Below are 17434 nucleotides of genomic sequence, written 5' to 3'. Positions count from 1 at the left end.
CTCGGGTATCGTGTGAAGCGACCCTGAACCGCCGCAGGCCGCTCCCATGAAAAACGTCCTCAGCATTCAGTCGCACGTCATCTACGGCCACGCCGGCAACAGCGCGGCCGTGTTCCCGATGCAGCGCCTCGGCATCAACGTCTGGCCGCTCAACACGGTCCAGCTGTCGAATCACATGCAGTACGGCCACTGGGCCGGCAGCGCGATCGACGCCGCGAAGATGGAGCAGCTCGTCGACGGCATCGCGGCGATCGGCGCGCTCAAGCGCTGCGACGCGATCCTGTCCGGCTTCCTCGGCTCGCCGCCGCAGGCGCAGGCGGCCGTCGAGATCGTGCGCACCGTGAAGGCGATGAATCCGAACGCGTGGTATTTCTGTGATCCGGCGATGGGCCAGACGGGCGGCGTGCGCCCCGAGCCGGGTGTCGAGGAATTCATCGTCAACACGATGCCCGCGATCGCCGACGGCATGGCGCCGAACCACACCGAGCTGCAGAAGCTCGCGGGCCGGCGCATCGAAACGGTCGCGGATGCCGTGGAAGCGTGCCGCGCGCTGATCCACCGCGGGCCGAAGCTGATCCTCGTCAAGCATCTGCACGACCGCAACAGCCCTGCCGATCGCTTCAACATGCTCGCGGTCACCGAGACCGAGGCGTGGATCGGCCAGCGCCCGCTCTATGCGTTCCCGCGCCATCCGGTCGGCGTCGGTGACCTGACGAGCGCGATCTTCGTCGCGCGGCGCCTGCGCGGCGACTCGGTGCGCGCCGCGTTCGAGCACACGCTCGCGGCCGTGCACGCGGTCGTCAAGGCGACCTACGACGCGCGACGCTACGAGCTCGAACTCATTGCCGCGCAGGACGAAATCGCGAACCCGAGCGAGTGGTTCGGCGCGTGGGTGTCGGACGCGATCTAACGCGATCTAATCAGTCGACCAACCGGAGCGCGTCGTCGAGCGCATGCGCGGCGACGCGGTCGCGCTCGGTCGCGAGCGGCGCGCGCATCACGATCTGCCGGTTGTGGCCGACCGCGGCCGGCGAATCCCACAGCAGCTCGACTTTCGGCCGCCGGAACGGGTCGGCGCGGCGCGGCGGCGCGGCGCTCGCCTCGTTCGCCTCGCTCACCTCATTCGGCCAGCGCACCGACAGCTCGCGCGCGTCGTACTGGCCCACCTTGCGGCTTTCCATCCAGACGATCGCGGTGCGGGTCGGCAGGTCGAGCGAGATCGCGAAGCGACCGACCGCGAAGCGCCGCGCGGCGACGTTCGTGCCCCACAACGGCCGCGGCCGGCAGATCCAGACGATTGCCACGTACAACGCGGGGGCGGCGACGAGCCAGCCGTTGGTCTCGGCCACCGCGTGAACCGTGCCGCGCCAGCCGGCCGCCCACGCGAACACGCCGACCGACCACACCGCGAACACGAGGCCGGCCAGCGCGAAGACCCGCAGCGCCTGCCGCAGCCACTGCGGCAGCGGATGGAACGGGCGCTCGTCGCGCGCGACGGCGCCGGGCAGCACGAGCAGCAGGAACATCTGCACCAGATACACGCACGCCCACGGCGACGACGCCATCGCGGACAGCGACGCGTGATACCCCATCTGCGACATCGAGAAGAGCCACCGGGCGAGCAGCACGAGACCGATCGCGCGCAGCGCGAAAATCACGCCAGCGCCGGGGGCCGGGGTCGCGCGCGTGGGTTTCGTTCTCGCCAAGACTGCTCTCCTCTCGATGATCGTGCGTGGGCCGAATTGACGGCACGGCCATTATAGGGACATTACGGGCTTGCCAGATGAACGACTCGCGTGATTCGCCGCTTTCGCGGGCGTCGCCGGCGGCCGGCGCGGCGCGGATACAACAGATCCGCGCCACGACCGACGAACGGGCCGATCGGTTGTATCCGCGCCGGATACAGCGGATACGGTGGATGCGGCGACGCCCCGCCGGTTGCCCGGGCGGGGCGTCGGATGAAGCGACAGCGTGGCCGCGCAATACGGCTATGCGATCATGCGGCCACGCGGGCCGGGGCTCAGCCCGCGTTGACTTCGCGCAGCACGGTGCGGCGCTTCTGGCGCAGCAGTTCTTCGTAGCCCTTCACGTAATTGCGCGCCATCACCTTCGACGAGAAACGCTTCTCGAACGCGGCGCGGACCTGCTCGCGCGGCAGCGTGTTCAGGCGCTTGACCGCGGCGACGGCCGACAGCTCGTCCTCGACGACGAAGCCCGACACGCCGTTCTCGATCACTTCCGGCACCGAGCCGCGCTTGAACGCGATCACCGGCGTGCCGCACGCCATCGCCTCGATCATCACGAGGCCGAACGGCTCCGGCCAGTCGATCGGGAACAGCAGCGCATGCGCGTTGCCGAGGAATTCCGACTTCTCGGCCTCGCTGATCTCGCCGATGTATTCGACGTGCGGCAGCGAGAACAGCGGCTTGATCTTCTCTTCGTAGTACGCGCGGTCAGCCTTGTCGAGCTTCGCGGCGATCTTGATCGGCATGCCGGCCTGCTCGGCGATGCGAATCGCGGTGTCGACGCGCTTCTCCGGCGAGATGCGGCCGAGGAACGCGAGGTAGCTCGGCTTCACGTCCGGGATCGGCTTCAGCAGGTTCTCCGGCAGGCCGTGGTAGACGGTCTGCAGCCAGCTCGCCTGCGGCAGCGGATTGCGCTGGTTGTCCGAGATCGACACGACCGGCACGTCGTTGAACGTGTTGAAGATCGGCTGCAGCTCCGGTAGGTCCAGGCGGCCGTGCAGCGTCGTCAGATGCGGCACCGGCTGGCGCGAGAACAGCGGGAACGGATAGTAGTCGATGTGGAAATGCAGCACGTCGAACTCGTCCGCGCGGCGGCGCACTTCCTCGAGCAGCAGCATGTGCGGGGCCATCGTGTCGCGGATCGTCGGGTCGAGGCGCAGCGCCTGCGGCCAGACGGCTTCGAGCTTCGCCGAGGTCTGCGAATCGCCGCTCGCGAAGAGCGTCACGTCATGCCCCATCTCGACGAGCGCCTCGGTCAGATAGGACACCACCCGTTCGGTACCGCCGTACAGTTTCGGGGGAACCGCTTCGTGCAACGGAGCGATTTGAGCGATTCGCATCTGCGTAACTCCTAAAAAATCGGCTAAAAACCGGAAAGCGTTGGCCAGCTAGCCCCGCCTTACGGCTCTTGCTGGATAGGTTTCATCCGACGATCGGATCAATCGGTCGGCAGAAGGCGTCGGACCTGCGCACGGTGGCAGGCGGCGGCGACGCGACAGGCTTAGAACGTTCTAAACGAAAACCCGTTGACAGGGGTTCGTAAAATCCCCGGCGTGAACCCGGAAGCGATTATCTAGGGTTAGTACCGACACGGCGCGCGACATTTCAAACTCTTTACGTTGTTACAAAGCGTTAACACTTTGCAACCCTCGGACCCCCGGGTCCGATCTAGAGTGAAAAGCCGCTCCACGGGGCAGCCCGAGCTGCCGCCTGATGTCACCCTATATCGCCCTGCTCCGCCGTGCCGCGGACGCGGCGCGCGCAGCAGGCGCAAGACGTGGAATTTTATCTCAAATCGGGCTCGCGCCCTAGCTGGCGTCAATATTGGGGCGGCACGGCGCGCAGCCTTGTTTACAATTACGGGATCACGTCCCGCGTCCGGGCGAAGGCCGGCTCGCAATCCGGCCGGGACACCCCCTTCACCGATTCACCACACGCCTATTTTGGAAGCTCTCACCCCCGCCCAGCGCAACGCCTACAACGCGAAGCTGTCGAGCTACGCGGACCGGCCGCTCGCGTTCCTGCTCCGCTACATCCGCCTGCATCCGGTCGCGCACCTGATCGTGCTGACGAGCGTGCTCGCCGCCGTCGGCTGCGCGCTCGGCTCGCAATACGCGATCAAGCACCTGATCGACGTGCTCGCCGGCGGCCGCCATCATCCGGGGCCGCTGTGGAGCGCGTTCGCGCTGCTCGTCGGGCTGATCGCCGCCGACAATCTGTCGTGGCGCATCGGCGGCTGGGTCGCCGCGCATACGTTCGTCACGGTCACGGGCGACTTGCGGCGCGACCTGTTCCAGTACCTGAGCGGCCATTCGCCGACCTACTACGCGGAAAAGCAGCCCGGCACGCTCGCGAGCCGGATCACCGCGACGTCGAACGCGATCTTCACGACCGAGAACATGATGTCGTGGAACGTGCTGCCGCCGTGCATCGCGGTGTCGGGCGCGATCCTGATGATCATCGTCGTCAATCCGCTGATGGCCGCCGCGCTGCTCAGCTGCTCGGCGGTGCTCGCGGTCGTGCTGTTCCGGCTCGCCGCGCGCGGCTCCGCGCGGCATCACCATTTCGCCGCGAAGGCCGCGGCGGTCGACGGCGAGCTCGTCGACGTGATCGGCAACATGGGCCTCGTGCGCGCGTTCGGCATGACGCTGCGCGAGCAGAAGCGCTTCGGCGCGACGGTCAAGGCCGAGATGGTCGCGCGCGAGCAGAGCCTGCTGTATCTCGAGAAGCTGCGCCTGTTGCACGCGGTGCTGACCGCGATGCTGTCCGCCGGGCTGCTCGGCTGGGCGCTGTGGCTGTGGGACCGTGGCCAGGCGACGTCCGGCGACATCGTGCTCGTCAGCTCGCTCGGCTTCACGATCCTGCACGGCACGCGCGATCTCGCGGTCGCGCTCGTCGACGTCACGCAGCACGTCGCGCGTCTGTCCGAAGCGGTGAAGACGCTGCTCGAGCCGCACGGGATGCCCGACCGCTCCGACGCGGCGCCGTTCACCGCGCGCGGCGGGCGCGTCGACTTCGAGCGCGTGACGTTCGCGTATCCGCGTCGCCGCGCGATCCTCGACCATTTCGACCTGAGCATCGAACCGGGTCAGCGCGTCGGGCTGATCGGCAAGTCGGGCGCCGGCAAGTCGACCGTGCTCGCGCTGCTGCAGCGCTTCTACGACACGCAGGGCGGCGCCGTGAAAGTCGACGGCCAGGACGTGAAGGTGATCACGCAGGACAGCCTGCGTCACGCGATCTCGCTGGTGCCGCAGGACATCTCGCTGCTGCACCGCTCGGTCTACGAGAACATCGCGTACGGCCGCCCCGACGCGACACGCGACGAAGTGCTCGCGGCCGCGCGCGACGCGCGCTGCATCGATTTCATCGAAGCGATGCCGGAAGGCTTCGACACGATCGTCGGCGACCGCGGTGTGAAGCTGTCGGGCGGTCAGCGGCAGCGGATCGCGATCGCGCGCGCGATCCTGAAGGACGCGCCGATCCTGCTGCTCGACGAGGCGACGTCCGCGCTCGACAGCGCGTCCGAGGAAGCGATTCAGAGCGCGCTCGACCGGCTGATGGTCGGCCGCACGGTGATCGCGATCGCGCACCGGCTGTCGACGCTGCGCAACTTCGACCGGATCATCGTGATGAGCGGCGGCAAGGTGATCGACGACGGCAGCCCGGAAGTGCTGCGCAATCGTCCGGGGCTCTATCGCGACCTGCTCGCGAAGCAGCATGGGCGGCATCACACGCCGCCACCGGCCCCGTCCGCTCCGCCGCCTCCACCGTCACCGCCGGCGGCCGGCGAGCGCGTCGCCTGACGCGCGCCGGCGGTCCGCCGATGAAAAGCCGCCGTGCATCGCGCACCGCGGCTTTTTTTCCGTCCGGCCGGGAATGCGCTATTCGCGCTTCAGTGGCGCTTCAGTGGCGCTTCAGATCGAGCAGGAAGTTGTCGCGCCACACCGACACGTTGTTCTCGCGAAGCTGCGCGATCATGTCGTCGTAGCGCGCGCGCCGCTCCGCGAGCGGCATCGACAGCGCCCGCGACAGCGCATCGGCCATCCCGCCGATGTCGATCGGATTGACGATCAGCGCGCCCGTCAGCTCGCGCGCGGCGCCCGCGAAGCGCGACAGCACGAGCACGCCCGGATCGTCCGGATTCTGCGCGGACACGTATTCCTTCGCGACCAGATTCATCCCGTCGCGCAGCGGCGTCACGAAGCCGACCCGCGCGAGCCGGTACAGCGCCGCGAGCAGTTGCCGGTCGTACTGCCGATGGATGTACAGGATCGGCGTCCAGTCGAGCTCCGCGAAGCGGCCGTTGATGCGGCCCGACTCCGATTCGAGCTGCCGGCGCATGTCCTGATACGCGCGCAGGTCCGCGCGCGTCGATGGTGCGATCTGCAGGAACGACACGCGATTGCGCCGCGACGCCTCGTGCTCGAGCAATTTCTCGAACGCGCGGAAGCGCTCGACGAGCCCCTTCGAGTAATCGAGCCGGTCGACGCTCATGATCAGTTGCCGCCCGTGCAGCGACGCGGCGAGCGTGCGCACCGCCTTGCCGTGCTGGCCCGCGTGCGCGAGCGACGCGATCTCGTCCGGATAGATGCCGATCGGATACGCGGCCGCGCGGAGCGTCTCGCCGAACGCGCGCACGACGGCCATCCGCGCACCGCGCTCGACCGTGCCGTCGGCCTCGGATTCGATGTAGTCGCAAAATGCGCGCAAATCGGTTTCGGTCTGGAAGCCGAGCAGATCGTACGCGCACAGCGCGCCGACGAGGTCGCGATGCGGCGGCACGTTGACGAGCACCTGCGCGGCCGGAAACGGAATGTGCAGGAAGAAGCCGATGCGGTTCTTCACGCCCGCGGCGCGCAGCGCGCGCGCGAACGGGATCAGGTGATAGTCGTGCACCCAGATCACGTCGTCGTCCTGCAGCAGCGGCACGAGCTGCTGCGCGAGCCACACGTTCACGCGCCGGTAGCCGTCGAATTCGTTGCGCTCGTACTGGATCAGGTCGGTGCGGTAGTGGAACGCGGGCCACAGCGTCGCGTTCGAGAAGCCGCGGTAATACTGGTCGTAATCGCGCCGCGACAGGCCGATCGTCGCGAACGTGACCGGGCCGCGCTCCTCGACGCTGATGCGCGGCGCGCCCGACGCGACGACCTCGCCGCTCCAGCCGAACCACATGCCGCCGGTTTCCTTCAGCGCGTCGTAGACGCCGATCGCGAGCCCGCCCGCCGCCGGTTCGCCTTCGGAAATCGGCGCGACCCGGTTCGACACGATGATCAGACGACTCATGCGACGGGCTGCCCGTCTGCGAGCCAGCGCGCGATCTGTTCGCGCAGTGCGTCGACCGAGTCGAGCCGCACGCGCGCGGACGTCTCGCCGGCGCCGACCTTGATCGACACGCCGCCGCGCGCATTGACGACCGCGAAGCCCTTCTCGTCGGTCAGGTCATCGCCGGCGAACAGCGGCATGCGGCCCGCGAACGGCGGCTCGCCGAGGAACGCGGCGAGCGCGCGCCCCTTGTCGACACCCTTCGGCTTGATCTCGACGACCATCTTGCCGGGCTGCAGCACGTACGCGTCCGGATAGTCGGCGACGAGCCGCTCGGCCGCCGCGCGCGCGACCGCCTCGCGCTCCGGCGCGTTGCGATAGTGGAGCGCGACCGCCGCGCCCTTGATCTCGAGCAGCATCCCCGGATGACGATCGACGACGGCCGCGAGCTCGCGCTCGATGCGCAGCAGGCGCGTGTCGTTGAAGCCGATCCGCTGCGTGTCGCCGTTCGCGTCGCGGCGCTCCGCGCCGTGCAGGCCCGCGATCGGCAGATCGGGCATGTTCAGGAACGCATCGATGCTGTCGATTCCGCGCCCGGACAAAATCGCGACCGCGCCGTGCGAGCGGCGGCGCAGCTCGTCGATGAGCGCGATCAGCGACGGCGGCACGTCGATGCTGTCGGGCGTCGGCGCCAGTTCGACGAGCGTGCCGTCGAAATCGAAGAAGAACGCGGTATCGGTCAGGGACACGGAAGCCGGGACGGATTGCATCGATAAAGTGCTCGAATGGCGGCGTCGCGCGCCGCCGCGGTCGGAATTCTGCGCATCTTACCGCGACCGCGCCCCTTCATGGTGCGAAACCGGCCCGACCGGCGCGGCATGCCGCGCGGCATACGCGTCTGCGACATATTGCCCCGCCGGCCGGCGCTGAACGACATCCCCGAGGAGCCCGCGCGCAAAGTGCGCTACAGTCGCATTCTCGCGCGGCGTGGCGCCGGATGCTCGTGGCCGCTCCCCGCGCGATCGTTTTCGTCCGACCGAGCTTCTGAATGCCGTTCCCGTTCTTCACGCCCGGCGCGCCACGCCGGCGCCCTCTGCGCACCGCCTGCGCGGCGCTCGCCGCCGCCGTCGCGCTCGCCGCGTGCTCCCGCGCCGAGCCGCCGTGGCACCTGACCGACGTCACCGGCCACCTGCCCGACCTGTCGTTCTCGCTGACGGGCGGCGACGGCCGCCCCGTCGACGCGGCCGCGTTCAGGGGCCGCGTCGCGCTCGTTTATTTCGGCTACACGCACTGCCCGGACGTCTGCCCGGAAACGATGGCGCGGCTGATGGAAGTGCTCGCGAAGCTCGGCCCGCAGGCACGCGACGTGCGGATCCTGTTCGTGTCGGTCGACCCGGCGCGCGACACGCCGCGGGCGCTGCAGTCGTACGTCGCCGCGTTCGACGCCGAGCATGCGCGCGGCCTCACCGGCACCGACGGCCAGATCGAAGCGCTCGCGAAACGCTACCGCGTCGCGTACCAGATGGAAAAGCGCGACCCGTCCGGCAACTACGAGGTCACGCACAGCTCGGCCGTCTACGTGTTCGACGCACACGGCCGCGCGCGCCTGCTCGCGACCGACCGCGACTCGCCGGACGCGATCGCCGCCGACGTGCGCCGGATCCTCGGCCCCGATTCCTCCACCTGATCCACCTGACCCAGCGTTCCACCATGACGATGAAACTCAAGACGCTCGCCTGCCTCGCCGCGCTGACGCTCGGCGCTCCCGCTCCCGCTCTCGCGTTCGCCGCCGGCACGATCACCGCCCGGCACGCGTGGGTGCGCTGGCTGCCGAACAAGCTGCCCGCGGCCGGCTACGTGACGCTCGTGAACACGGGCGACAAGCCGGTCGACCTCGTCGACACCGACAGCCCCGACTACGGGATGGCGATGCTGCACCAGAGCGTGTCGAACGGCTCGACGCAGACGATGGTGATGGTCGACAAGCTGACGATTCCCGCGCACGGCCAGGTCGCGATCGCGCCGGGCGGCTATCACTTCATGCTCGAGCAGCCGCAGCGCACGATTCAGCCCGGCGACACGGTGCATCTGCGCCTGAAGTTCTCCGACGGCGAGACGCTCGACACGCCGTTCGCGGTGAAGCGGCCGAGCGCGACGAACTGACGCGCGCGATGAACGTCCTGTACTGGCTCGAGCCGTGGGAGCCGTCGCCGACCGTCGTCGTCGCGGTGCTCGCGGCGGCCGTGCTGTTCGCGCGCGGCGCGCGCAAGGCGAAGGTGACGCCGCTGCGGCGGGTCTCGTTCTGGTTCGGGCTGACCGCGCTGTACGTCGCGCTGCATACGCGGCTCGACTACTTCTTCGAGCACGAATTCTTCATGCACCGCGCGCAGCATCTGGTGCTGCATCATCTCGGGCCGTTCTTCATCGCGCTGTCGTATCCGGGCGCGGCGATCCGCGCCGGCATCCCGTTTCGCTGGCGGCAGCGCTTCGTGCGCCCCGCGCTCGCGTGGCCGCTGGTGCGCGCGGCGCTCGACTTCGTGTTCCATCCGGTCGTCGCGGTCGTGCTGTTCGTCGGGCTGATCTACTTCTGGCTGCTGTCGCCGATCCACTTCGTCGCGATGCTCGACTGGCGGCTGTATCGCGTGATGAACTGGAGCATGGTGATCGACGGGCTGCTGTTCTGGTGCCTCGTCGTCGACCCGCGTCCGGCGCCGCCCGCGCGGCTGTCGCCGGGCCGGCGGATCCTGATCGTGGTGGCCGCGATCCCGCCGCAGATCGCGCTCGGCGCGCTGATCTTCTTCACGCCGCACGAGCTCTATCCGGTCTATTCGATCTGCGGACGCGCGTTCACGTGGCTGAGCCCGCTGCGCGACCAGCAGATCGGCGGGCTGCTGCTGTGGATTCCGGGCTCGATGATGAGCGTGATCGGCGCGCTGATCGCGCTGCGTCACTGGATGCGGCTGTCCGCGCGCGGACGGCTGCTCGACGAGCGCGTGGCCGCGCCGCCCGGCATCGGCACGCGGCCCGTGCAAACGGCGCCGTGATGCGTGCGTCGATGCACGTCGCCGCGCGGGCGCGCGGTGTGTCGCGTGTGCCGCGGCGTGTGCCGCCGCGTGTGCGTTCGGAGCGTGTGCTCAGACCTTCTCGGCACGCATCCACACGTGCGGAATGCCGTCTTCGTCGTGCACGTCGGAACTCGGCGTGAAGCCGAACGCGCCGTAGAAGCGCTGCAGATGCGCCTGCGCGTGCAGGCTGACCGGCGTGCCGGGCCACTGCGCGCGGATGTGCTCGATTGCGTTCGCGAGCAGCGCGTTGCCGAGCTTGATCCCGCGGAACGCGTCGGTCGTCAGCACGCGGCCGATCCGGACGTCGGATTCGCGCGCGTCCGGCAACAGCACACGCAGATAGCCGGCGAGACGGCCGTCGGCGCCGTACGCGGCCAGATGCCACGCGGCCTGGTCGGCGTTGTCGATGTCGCGATACACGCACTGCTGCTCGACGACGAACACTGCGCTGCGCGCGTCGAGGATCGCGTAGACCTCGCGTGCGGACAGCGCGTCGAACGGCTTCCAGCGCCATTCGAGCGCATCGACGGCGGACGAGGGGGTGAACTGAGCAGAGGCCTGCGCTGAGGCCTGAGAAGCGGTCTGAGAAGCGGTCTTAGAAGCGGCCTCAGAAGCGGCAGTAGCGGATACGGTCATAAGCGGTCCTGAAACGGCGGCGCCGGGCGGCGCGCGATCGACGATTATGCCTCGAAGCGCGCCACCCGGCTCTGTGCAGCGACCATCCGGCCACGGTCGTGGCGCCGCGGACCGCGACGGGCGCCGCGTCGCGCGATGCCCGTCGATGCCACCGACTACGCGGGCATCGCGCCGAAGCGCCCGCTGTTGAAGTCGTCGATCGCGTCGCGGATTTCCGCCTGCGAGTTCATCACGAACGGGCCATAACCGACGACCGGCTCATCGATCGGCTCGCCGCTCAGCACGAGCAGCGTCGCGTCGCCGTTCGCCTCGATCTCGACGTCGCTGCCGTCGCGGCTCAGACGCACGAGCTGCGCTTCGCGCGCGACCGTCTCGCCGTTCACGAGCACCGTGCCGTGCAGCACGACGATCGCGAGCATGCGCCCCTCCGCGATCGGCAGATGCGCGCGACCGCCCGGCACGAGACGCAGATCCCACACGTCGATCGGCGTATGCGTGCGCGCGGGGCCGCGCCGGCCGTCGAGCTCGCCCGCGATGATCCGCGCGCGGCCCGCGCCGTCCGGCAACTCGACGACCGGAATGTCCGCGTTCAGCAGCGTCTGATAGGCGGGCGCGCCCATCTTGTCGCGCGCCGGCAGGTTCACCCACAGCTGCACCATCTCGAGCGCCCCGCCGCACCGCGTGAACGCTTCGGAATGAAACTCCTCGTGCAGCACGCCGCCCGCGGCCGTCATCCACTGCACGTCGCCGGGGCCGATCACGCCGCCCGCGCCGGTCGAATCGCGATGCGCCACCTCACCGTCGTAGACGATCGTGACCGTCTCGAAACCGCGGTGCGGATGCTGGCCGACGCCACGCGGCCGCTCGGCCGGCTCGAACTGCGCGGGGCCCGCGTAGTCGAGCAGCAGAAACGGGCTCAGCAGCGCACCATGCCCCTGGTAGCTGAACAGCGAGCGCACCGGAAAACCGTCGCCGACCCAATGCTGGCGCGGCGCGCTAAGGACACCTTGAATCCTCTTCATCTTCGCCTCCGAATTTCGGCAAAGCCCATGCTTCGCTCATCAGATAGAAATATATAATCAGAACCGCCGATTCGGTAGACGAAGAAAATCGCACTCAGTGTTCCATTCCGGCAACGATCGATTGCGCGTTGCGCAAAGCGGTCGGCGGCAGCGCCGGCCGCCCGGCGCACGGGCTGGCCGGTGTCACCGCGGCGCCTGCAGCGGCCACTCGTCGCTGCCCTTTTCGCCGCCGGCAGGCGACGCGGCGCCCGGCATCGTCTGCCGATTCAGCGCGCGGCTGCGGCGGAAGTATTTCTCGAGCAGCGCATCGAGGATCGCGACGGTTTCGACGTCCGGCATCCCGTCGTAGCGCGCCGCGCGGAAATGCATCTGGAACGCCGATACGACGTCGACCGTCCGCGCGTCGAGCACGCCGGTCTGCGGTGCGTCGTAGCCGTACGCGAGCAGCTTCGACTGCAGCTCGGCGACGTCGCCGCGATACGGCCGGCTCGCGCGGTAATAAGCAAGCGCGTCGGCGTCGGGCCACGCGCCGACCCGATAACGCTCGTAGAGCGTCTGCCACGGAAACAGCGGGCCCGGATCGAACTTGCGGCCCGGCGCGACGTCCGAGTGCCCGACCACCTTGTGCGGCGGGATCTGATGGCGCGCGATCACGTCGGCGGCGAGCGCGCCGAACACCGCGACCTGCGCGTCCGGATACGGCACCCAGCGGCGGCTCATCACCGGCAGCGCATCGTCGGCGGCCGGAAAGCCCGGATTGACGATCTCGATGCCGATCGAGCCCGCGTTCAGCATCCGGTCGCCCTGCCAGTAGCTGACGCCCGCATGCCACGCGCGCTGCGGCTCCGGCACGAGCTCGAACACGCGGAACGCGGCGCCGGCGTCGGCGGCATCGGGCACCAGATAGTGCGCGCTGACCTGCCGCTGCGGATCGGTCAGCGACGCGATCGACTCCGCGAGCGACTGCGCGGTGTAGTGCATCACGAGCGTGCGCACGCGCGAATCCTGGTTCGGCGAGCGGATCGACGTGTCGATCGCGTAGCGCGCGTTGCCGCCCGCGATGTCGTCGATTTTCTCGGCCGCCTGCGCGTCGGTCACGACGCCGTCGCCGCACGCGGCGAGCGGCAGCGCGAGCACCCCGATCGACACCGCGGACGAGCGCGCGAGGAAGTGCCGTCGTCGGGCGTCGATGTCATGCGTGTCGTGTTCCATCCTGACCTCCGTGATTGGTTGATCCATCGCCTCCGTTGCGCCCGCAACGATTGCGGTCGCCGCGTGGCGAGCGCGTACTGTTGCATCGCAGCGCGACCCGCACAACGCGCGACGCCGCCCCCCTTGATCTCCATCAACGACATTGGCGACATCCGGTATCAAGCGTTTCGCAATATTTATCGATTAATTTTCGAATTTGGACGTGATATTCGTACGCGTCATGTTAAAAAAACACATTCATCGCGCATGCATCGGCGCACTCTTCACCACGTTCGCGTCGCTTACGTCGCTTACGTCGGTCGCGCACGCGCAATACACGACCGACTGGCTCGCGAACACGTACGGGACGATCGCGTCGCACGTCGGCAACGACGCGCGCTCGATGTGGGTCGCGCCCGAAGGCACGATCTACACCGCGTCGTTCTGGGACGAGAACGAAGGCGGCGTCGCGATCTATCAGAACGGCAAGAGCGCCGGCTCGATCGGCACGCACGCCGAGTTCCAGGGAGGCGCGATCACCGGCAACGCAACGTCGATCTTCGCGGCGCTGCAGTACAGCACGCGGCCGGGCAGCGGCGCGGTCGGCCGCTACGACCGCGCGACCGGCGCGCGTGATCTCGTGATTCCGGTCAGCTCGTGGAACAAGCTCAGCAAGGCCGACGCGATCACCGGCCTCGCGACCGCCGGCACGCTGCTGTACGCGAGCGACTACTTCGGCAATCGCGTGAGGGTCTTCACGACCGGCGGCGTCTGGCAGCGCGACATCGCGATCGCAAGCCCCGGCGCGCTCGCGATCGACGGCGCGGGCAACGTCTGGGTCGCGCAGAAGCACGCGAGCACGATCGTCGAGTTCGACCCGGCCGGCACGCCGATCAACACGATCCGGATGGCGGCCGGCGCGCGGCCGTCCGCGCTGTACTACGACGCATCTTCAGGACAACTGCTGGTCGGCGACGAAGGGCCGGACATGAACATCAAACGCTACGCGACGCTGCCCGGCATGCCGCTCCTCGTCGGCACGTTCGGCGTGACGGGCGGCTACCTGGACACGACGACCGGCATCCGCGGCCAGGTCGGCGACAAGCGCTTCACGCGCGTAGTCGGCATCGGCAAGGACGCGGCCGGCAACCTCTACGTGCTCAACAATCCGTGGGGCGGCGGCTGGGATCTCGGCCGCAATGGCGCGACCGACCTGCACGCGTACAACGGCGCCGGCATGCTGATGTGGACGCTGCAGGCGCTGAACTTCGAGGCGGTCGCGGCACCCGACCCGAACACCGACGCCGCGACGTTCTACAGCGGAATGAACATCTACAGCGGCACCGAGGGCGGCACGTTCGTCGCGAACACGGTGGATCCGTTCACGTATCCGTCCGATCCGCGCATCGCGATGAACGACTACCAGCGCGGCCAGCATTTCGGCGAACTCGTCAGCGTCGGCGGCAACCGGATCCTCGTCGCGTCCGGCCAGAATCCGGGGAACTTCAACTTCTATCACTTCAACGCGGCGAACGGCTATGTCGCGATTCCGGACGGCTCGCTTCCGGGGCGCCCGTTCGGCACGTCGCTGCAGGTTCAGAACGGCTTCTGCATCGACGACAACGGCGACGTGTGGGCCGGGCTCGCCGGATCGAACCAGATCTACCACTACCCGATGACCGGCTTCGACGCGACCGGCAAGCCGTCATGGGGCGCGCCGGCCACCACGCCCGTGCCGGCGAGCGTGCAGCCGTCGGCGCGCATCGTGTATCTGTCGGGCAGCGATACGATGATCGTCGCGCAGGGCATCGCCGGAAGCTGGGACTGGACCGCGATGAACGGCCGGATCGAGGTGTATCACGGCTGGCAGGCAAGCAACTCGGGCAACTCGGGCAACGCGAGCCAGCCGAACCCGGTGATCACGCTGTCGAGCCCGAATCCGAAATCGATCGCGGCCGCCGGCCATTACCTGTTCGTCGGGTACGTGCACACGGTGCCGAACGTCGACGTGTTCGACCTGAACACCGGCAGCCTCGTCACCACGCTGATCAACTCGAATCCCGGCGCGATGGACGTCGGCAACGACGTCGATTCGATGTACGGGCTGCGCGCGTATCTGCGGTCGAACGGCCAATACGTGATCACGAAGGACAACTACAACGGATCGAGCGTCGTCGTGTATCGGTGGACGCCGTGACGAGCGGCGCCGCGAAGATTCGCGCGTTCAGTTGCGATCACAACCGGTTGTCGAGCCGCATGATGTCCGCCGGCAGCGGCGCATGCGGCGCACCCGGGCGCCAGCCGACCTGTTCGAGCGCGCTCAGCAGCCGGCTGGCGCCGAGCGCGCTGACGTGAACGCCCTGCCCTTCGGCGTCGGTCGCGGCGACGAGCGCGTTGAGAATCGCCTCTTCGACCGCATCGGCGGCGGCGGCGAACAGCGGCGTCATGAAGTCCTGGTTCACGGTTCGCACGGTCGTCAGCGGCGCGCTGCGGGTGCCGTAGTCGGCCGGCGGAATGCCGTCGTTGCCGACCGAGAACGCGACGAAGATGTCGCCGCTCGAATACTCGGTGCCGCCGCCGACCCGCGCGAGGCCAACACCGGCGCGATGTGCGATCTGCGTGCATTGGTGCGGCAGCAGCGGCGCGTCGGTGGCGAGCGCGACGACGATCGAGCCCATGCCCGGCACGCCGGCATCGCGCGGACCGAACGGCGACGGTACGTCGCCGAGCACTTCGCCGACCGGATAGCCCGCGACGCGCAGCGCGTCGCGGCGGCCGTAGTTGGCCTGGACGAGCGCGCCGACCGTCCAGCCGCCGTCGTCGGCGGCGAGCCGCCGCGACGCCGTGCCGATGCCGCCCTTGAACTCGTGGCAGATCATGCCGGTGCCGCCGCCCACGCAGCCTTCGGCGACAGGGCCGCCGCGCGCCGCGGCCAGCGCGTCGTGCACGTGCGCGGCCGTCACGTGCTGGCCCCAGATGTCGTTGAGCAGGCCGTCGAAAGTCTCGAGCACCACCGGCATGCACCAGTACCGATGCGCGCCCGTCGACGCGCGCTCGGCCTGCACGAGTGCGTCGCGCACGACGCCGACGCTGTGCGTATTGGTGAACGCGATCGGCGTGGTCAGCAGCCCGGCTTCGCGGATCCACTCGAGCCCGGTCGCGTCGCCGTTGCCGTTCAGCACATGGCAGCCCGCGAAGCACGGATCGAGCCGCGCAAGGCCGGCGCGCGGCTCGATCACGGTCACGCCGGTCTGGATCGACACGGTGCCTTTCTTTTCGATCACGGTACGATGGCCGACCCGGACGCCGGGTACGTCGGTGATACTGTTCAGCGGGCCCGGCGTGCCACGCCCGATCCGGATGCCGATGTCTCTGATACGCATGCCTGTTTCTCCCGGGCGCCGCTTAGGCGCCCTGTCGTGGTGTGCGACGATTACGCGTCGAGGTACGGTGATGATAGGCAGCGCGACGCGGCGCGAACATCGGGCCGGCGGGCTAGGCGCGCCGGCGCGGAACTACACCTTTGGGATTAGAAAGAAGGAAGCAGTGTGAAGCTCGACCTTGCGGACGTGGCATTCCATCAACGGCTAGGACGCCTGATCGAACGCCTGGACGACCGGCAGTTCTGGAACGCGTTGATCGACCTGCTGCGCGGCGCGGTGCCGTTCGACAACTGGGTGGCGATGGTCTTCAGCCCGACGCGCAAGCCTCGGCTGATCGGAGAAAGCACGCCCGGCGCGCCGCACGACGCGCTGTTCGGCGGCTACCTGAGCAGCGTGTATCTGCTCGATCCGTTCTATCAGTTCAGCCTTGGGCAGATCAGCCCGGGGGTGTACAGGCTCGACGAGGTCGCGCCCGATCACTTTCGCGAGACCGAGTATTTCCGGCGTTATTTCTCGGTGAACGTGATGGAGGACGAGGTGCAGTTTCTCGCGCCGCTGCCGGGCGGCGAGACCGTTTCGCTTTCGATGGGCAGTGGGCAGCGCTTCAGTCCCGCGGACATCGGCACGCTATGCCTTTACGGTGCGTGGATCCTGCCGCTGATGCGGCGCGTCGCGCCGGCGCTGTCCGGCGATCTTTCCGACGAGCCGCCCGCGCTCGATCGCGCGAGCGTCGAAAGCGAACGGCGCGTGCACTTCGAGCAGGCGCTGCACCGACGTGCGAATGCGCGGTTGACTGCACGGGAGATCGAGGTGGCGTTGATGATCCTTGCGGGGCACTCCAGCAAGAACATCGCGCGGCTGCTCGGCATTTCGCCGGCCACGGCGAAGGTTCATCGCAGCAATCTTTACCGGAAGCTGGATATTTCGTCGCAGGCGACGTTGTTTCGGTTGTACATGGGTGAGGATTTGCAGGGCTAGCCAATTGGCGAGCCCAAAGCAAAAAACCCCCGCCGGTTGGGCGGGGGTTTTTCAGTAAGGGGAGCCTGACGATTACCTACTTTCACACGGGCAATCCGCACTATCATCGGCGTAGAGTCGTTTCACGGTCCTGTTCGGGATGGGAAGGGGTG

General features: G+C 68.4%; 15 protein-coding genes and 1 rRNA gene. 7 read left to right on the top strand and 9 right to left on the bottom strand.

Annotated features, from left to right (window positions below; all coding sequences use genetic code 11):
- Nucleotides 1–46 precede the first annotated feature (46 nt).
- Complete coding sequence (gene pdxY, locus HZI36_RS21825; RefSeq protein WP_179404752.1) at nt 47–910, top strand: pyridoxal kinase PdxY; 864 nt, start codon at nt 47–49, stop codon at nt 908–910.
- A gap of 10 nt (nt 911–920) precedes the next feature.
- On the opposite strand, the gene HZI36_RS21820 is transcribed toward pdxY, so the two are convergent.
- Nucleotides 921–1706, bottom strand: a complete 786-nt coding sequence (locus tag HZI36_RS21820; RefSeq protein WP_179404751.1) for a hypothetical protein — start codon at nt 1704–1706, stop codon at nt 921–923.
- Between the two features lie 314 nt (nt 1707–2020).
- Complete coding sequence (locus HZI36_RS21815; protein ID WP_179404750.1) at nt 2021–3085, bottom strand: glycosyltransferase family 4 protein; 1065 nt, start codon at nt 3083–3085, stop codon at nt 2021–2023.
- A 603-nt stretch (nt 3086–3688) separates the two neighbouring features.
- Here HZI36_RS21815 and HZI36_RS21810 point away from each other — a divergent pair.
- The gene (locus tag HZI36_RS21810) at nt 3689–5548 is read left to right on the top strand and encodes an ABC transporter ATP-binding protein (protein WP_179404749.1); all 1860 of its coding nucleotides are present in this window, start codon (nt 3689–3691) and stop codon (nt 5546–5548) included.
- A gap of 100 nt (nt 5549–5648) precedes the next feature.
- Here the strand turns inward: HZI36_RS21810 and otsA are convergent, their stop codons facing one another.
- On the bottom strand, nt 5649–7028 hold the full coding sequence (gene otsA / locus HZI36_RS21805) for an alpha,alpha-trehalose-phosphate synthase (UDP-forming) (protein ID WP_179404748.1): 1380 nt from the start codon (nt 7026–7028) through the stop codon (nt 5649–5651).
- Nucleotides 7025–7777: a trehalose-phosphatase gene (gene otsB, locus HZI36_RS21800; RefSeq protein ID WP_179404747.1), complete on the bottom strand. Its 753-nt coding sequence runs from the start codon at nt 7775–7777 to the stop codon at nt 7025–7027. The genes otsA and otsB overlap by 4 nt, the downstream gene beginning before the upstream one ends.
- A gap of 278 nt (nt 7778–8055) precedes the next feature.
- Here otsB and HZI36_RS21795 point away from each other — a divergent pair, with 278 nt between their 5' ends.
- The 3 genes from HZI36_RS21795 to HZI36_RS21785 are packed head-to-tail and all read left to right on the top strand — an operon-like array spanning nt 8056 to nt 10051.
- On the top strand, nt 8056–8694 hold the full coding sequence (locus HZI36_RS21795; protein ID WP_179404746.1) for an SCO family protein: 639 nt from the start codon (nt 8056–8058) through the stop codon (nt 8692–8694).
- A 23-nt stretch (nt 8695–8717) separates the two neighbouring features.
- Nucleotides 8718–9170, top strand: coding sequence for a copper chaperone PCu(A)C (locus HZI36_RS21790; RefSeq protein ID WP_179404745.1), 453 nt, complete (start codon nt 8718–8720; stop codon nt 9168–9170).
- An 8-nt stretch (nt 9171–9178) separates the two neighbouring features.
- A complete protein-coding gene (locus HZI36_RS21785; RefSeq protein ID WP_179404744.1) occupies nt 9179–10051 on the top strand; it encodes a cytochrome c oxidase assembly protein in 873 nt (290 codons plus the stop codon).
- Between the two features lie 90 nt (nt 10052–10141).
- Here HZI36_RS21785 and HZI36_RS21780 read toward each other — a convergent pair whose 3' ends face one another.
- The 3 genes from HZI36_RS21780 to HZI36_RS21770 form a co-directional block, all read right to left on the bottom strand.
- Nucleotides 10142–10708, bottom strand: coding sequence for a GNAT family N-acetyltransferase (locus tag HZI36_RS21780; protein ID WP_179404743.1), 567 nt, complete (start codon nt 10706–10708; stop codon nt 10142–10144).
- Between the two features lie 155 nt (nt 10709–10863).
- Nucleotides 10864–11730 carry a pirin family protein gene (locus HZI36_RS21775; RefSeq protein ID WP_179404742.1) on the bottom strand — a complete coding sequence of 289 codons (867 nt, stop codon included), beginning with the start codon at nt 11728–11730 and terminating at the stop codon, nt 10864–10866.
- Between the two features lie 183 nt (nt 11731–11913).
- Nucleotides 11914–12942: an N-acetylmuramoyl-L-alanine amidase gene (locus tag HZI36_RS21770; RefSeq protein WP_179404741.1), complete on the bottom strand. Its 1029-nt coding sequence runs from the start codon at nt 12940–12942 to the stop codon at nt 11914–11916.
- A gap of 220 nt (nt 12943–13162) precedes the next feature.
- On the opposite strand from HZI36_RS21770, the gene HZI36_RS21765 reads away from it, so the two are divergent.
- The gene (locus tag HZI36_RS21765) at nt 13163–15118 is read left to right on the top strand and encodes an NHL repeat-containing protein (RefSeq protein WP_218884185.1); all 1956 of its coding nucleotides are present in this window, start codon (nt 13163–13165) and stop codon (nt 15116–15118) included.
- Nucleotides 15119–15155: 37 nt separating this feature from the next.
- Here HZI36_RS21765 and HZI36_RS21760 read toward each other — a convergent pair whose 3' ends face one another.
- Nucleotides 15156–16304 carry a DmpA family aminopeptidase gene (locus HZI36_RS21760; protein WP_179404740.1) on the bottom strand — a complete coding sequence of 383 codons (1149 nt, stop codon included), beginning with the start codon at nt 16302–16304 and terminating at the stop codon, nt 15156–15158.
- Nucleotides 16305–16469: 165 nt separating this feature from the next.
- On the opposite strand from HZI36_RS21760, the gene HZI36_RS21755 reads away from it, so the two are divergent.
- Nucleotides 16470–17282 (top strand): LuxR C-terminal-related transcriptional regulator, encoded by an 813-nt coding sequence (locus tag HZI36_RS21755; RefSeq protein ID WP_179404739.1) that lies wholly within the window; start codon nt 16470–16472, stop codon nt 17280–17282.
- Between the two features lie 63 nt (nt 17283–17345).
- On the opposite strand, the gene rrf is transcribed toward HZI36_RS21755, so the two are convergent.
- A 5S ribosomal RNA gene (rrf, locus tag HZI36_RS27560) occupies nt 17346–17434 on the bottom strand; the annotation flags it as partial.

Origin of the sequence: Burkholderia guangdongensis (genome assembly GCF_013403875.1) — a bacterium.
GTDB lineage: Bacteria > Pseudomonadota > Gammaproteobacteria > Burkholderiales > Burkholderiaceae > Burkholderia > Burkholderia guangdongensis.
The sequence above is the reverse complement of the archived record's forward strand: the minus strand, read 5'-3'. Positions and strand labels throughout refer to the sequence as shown.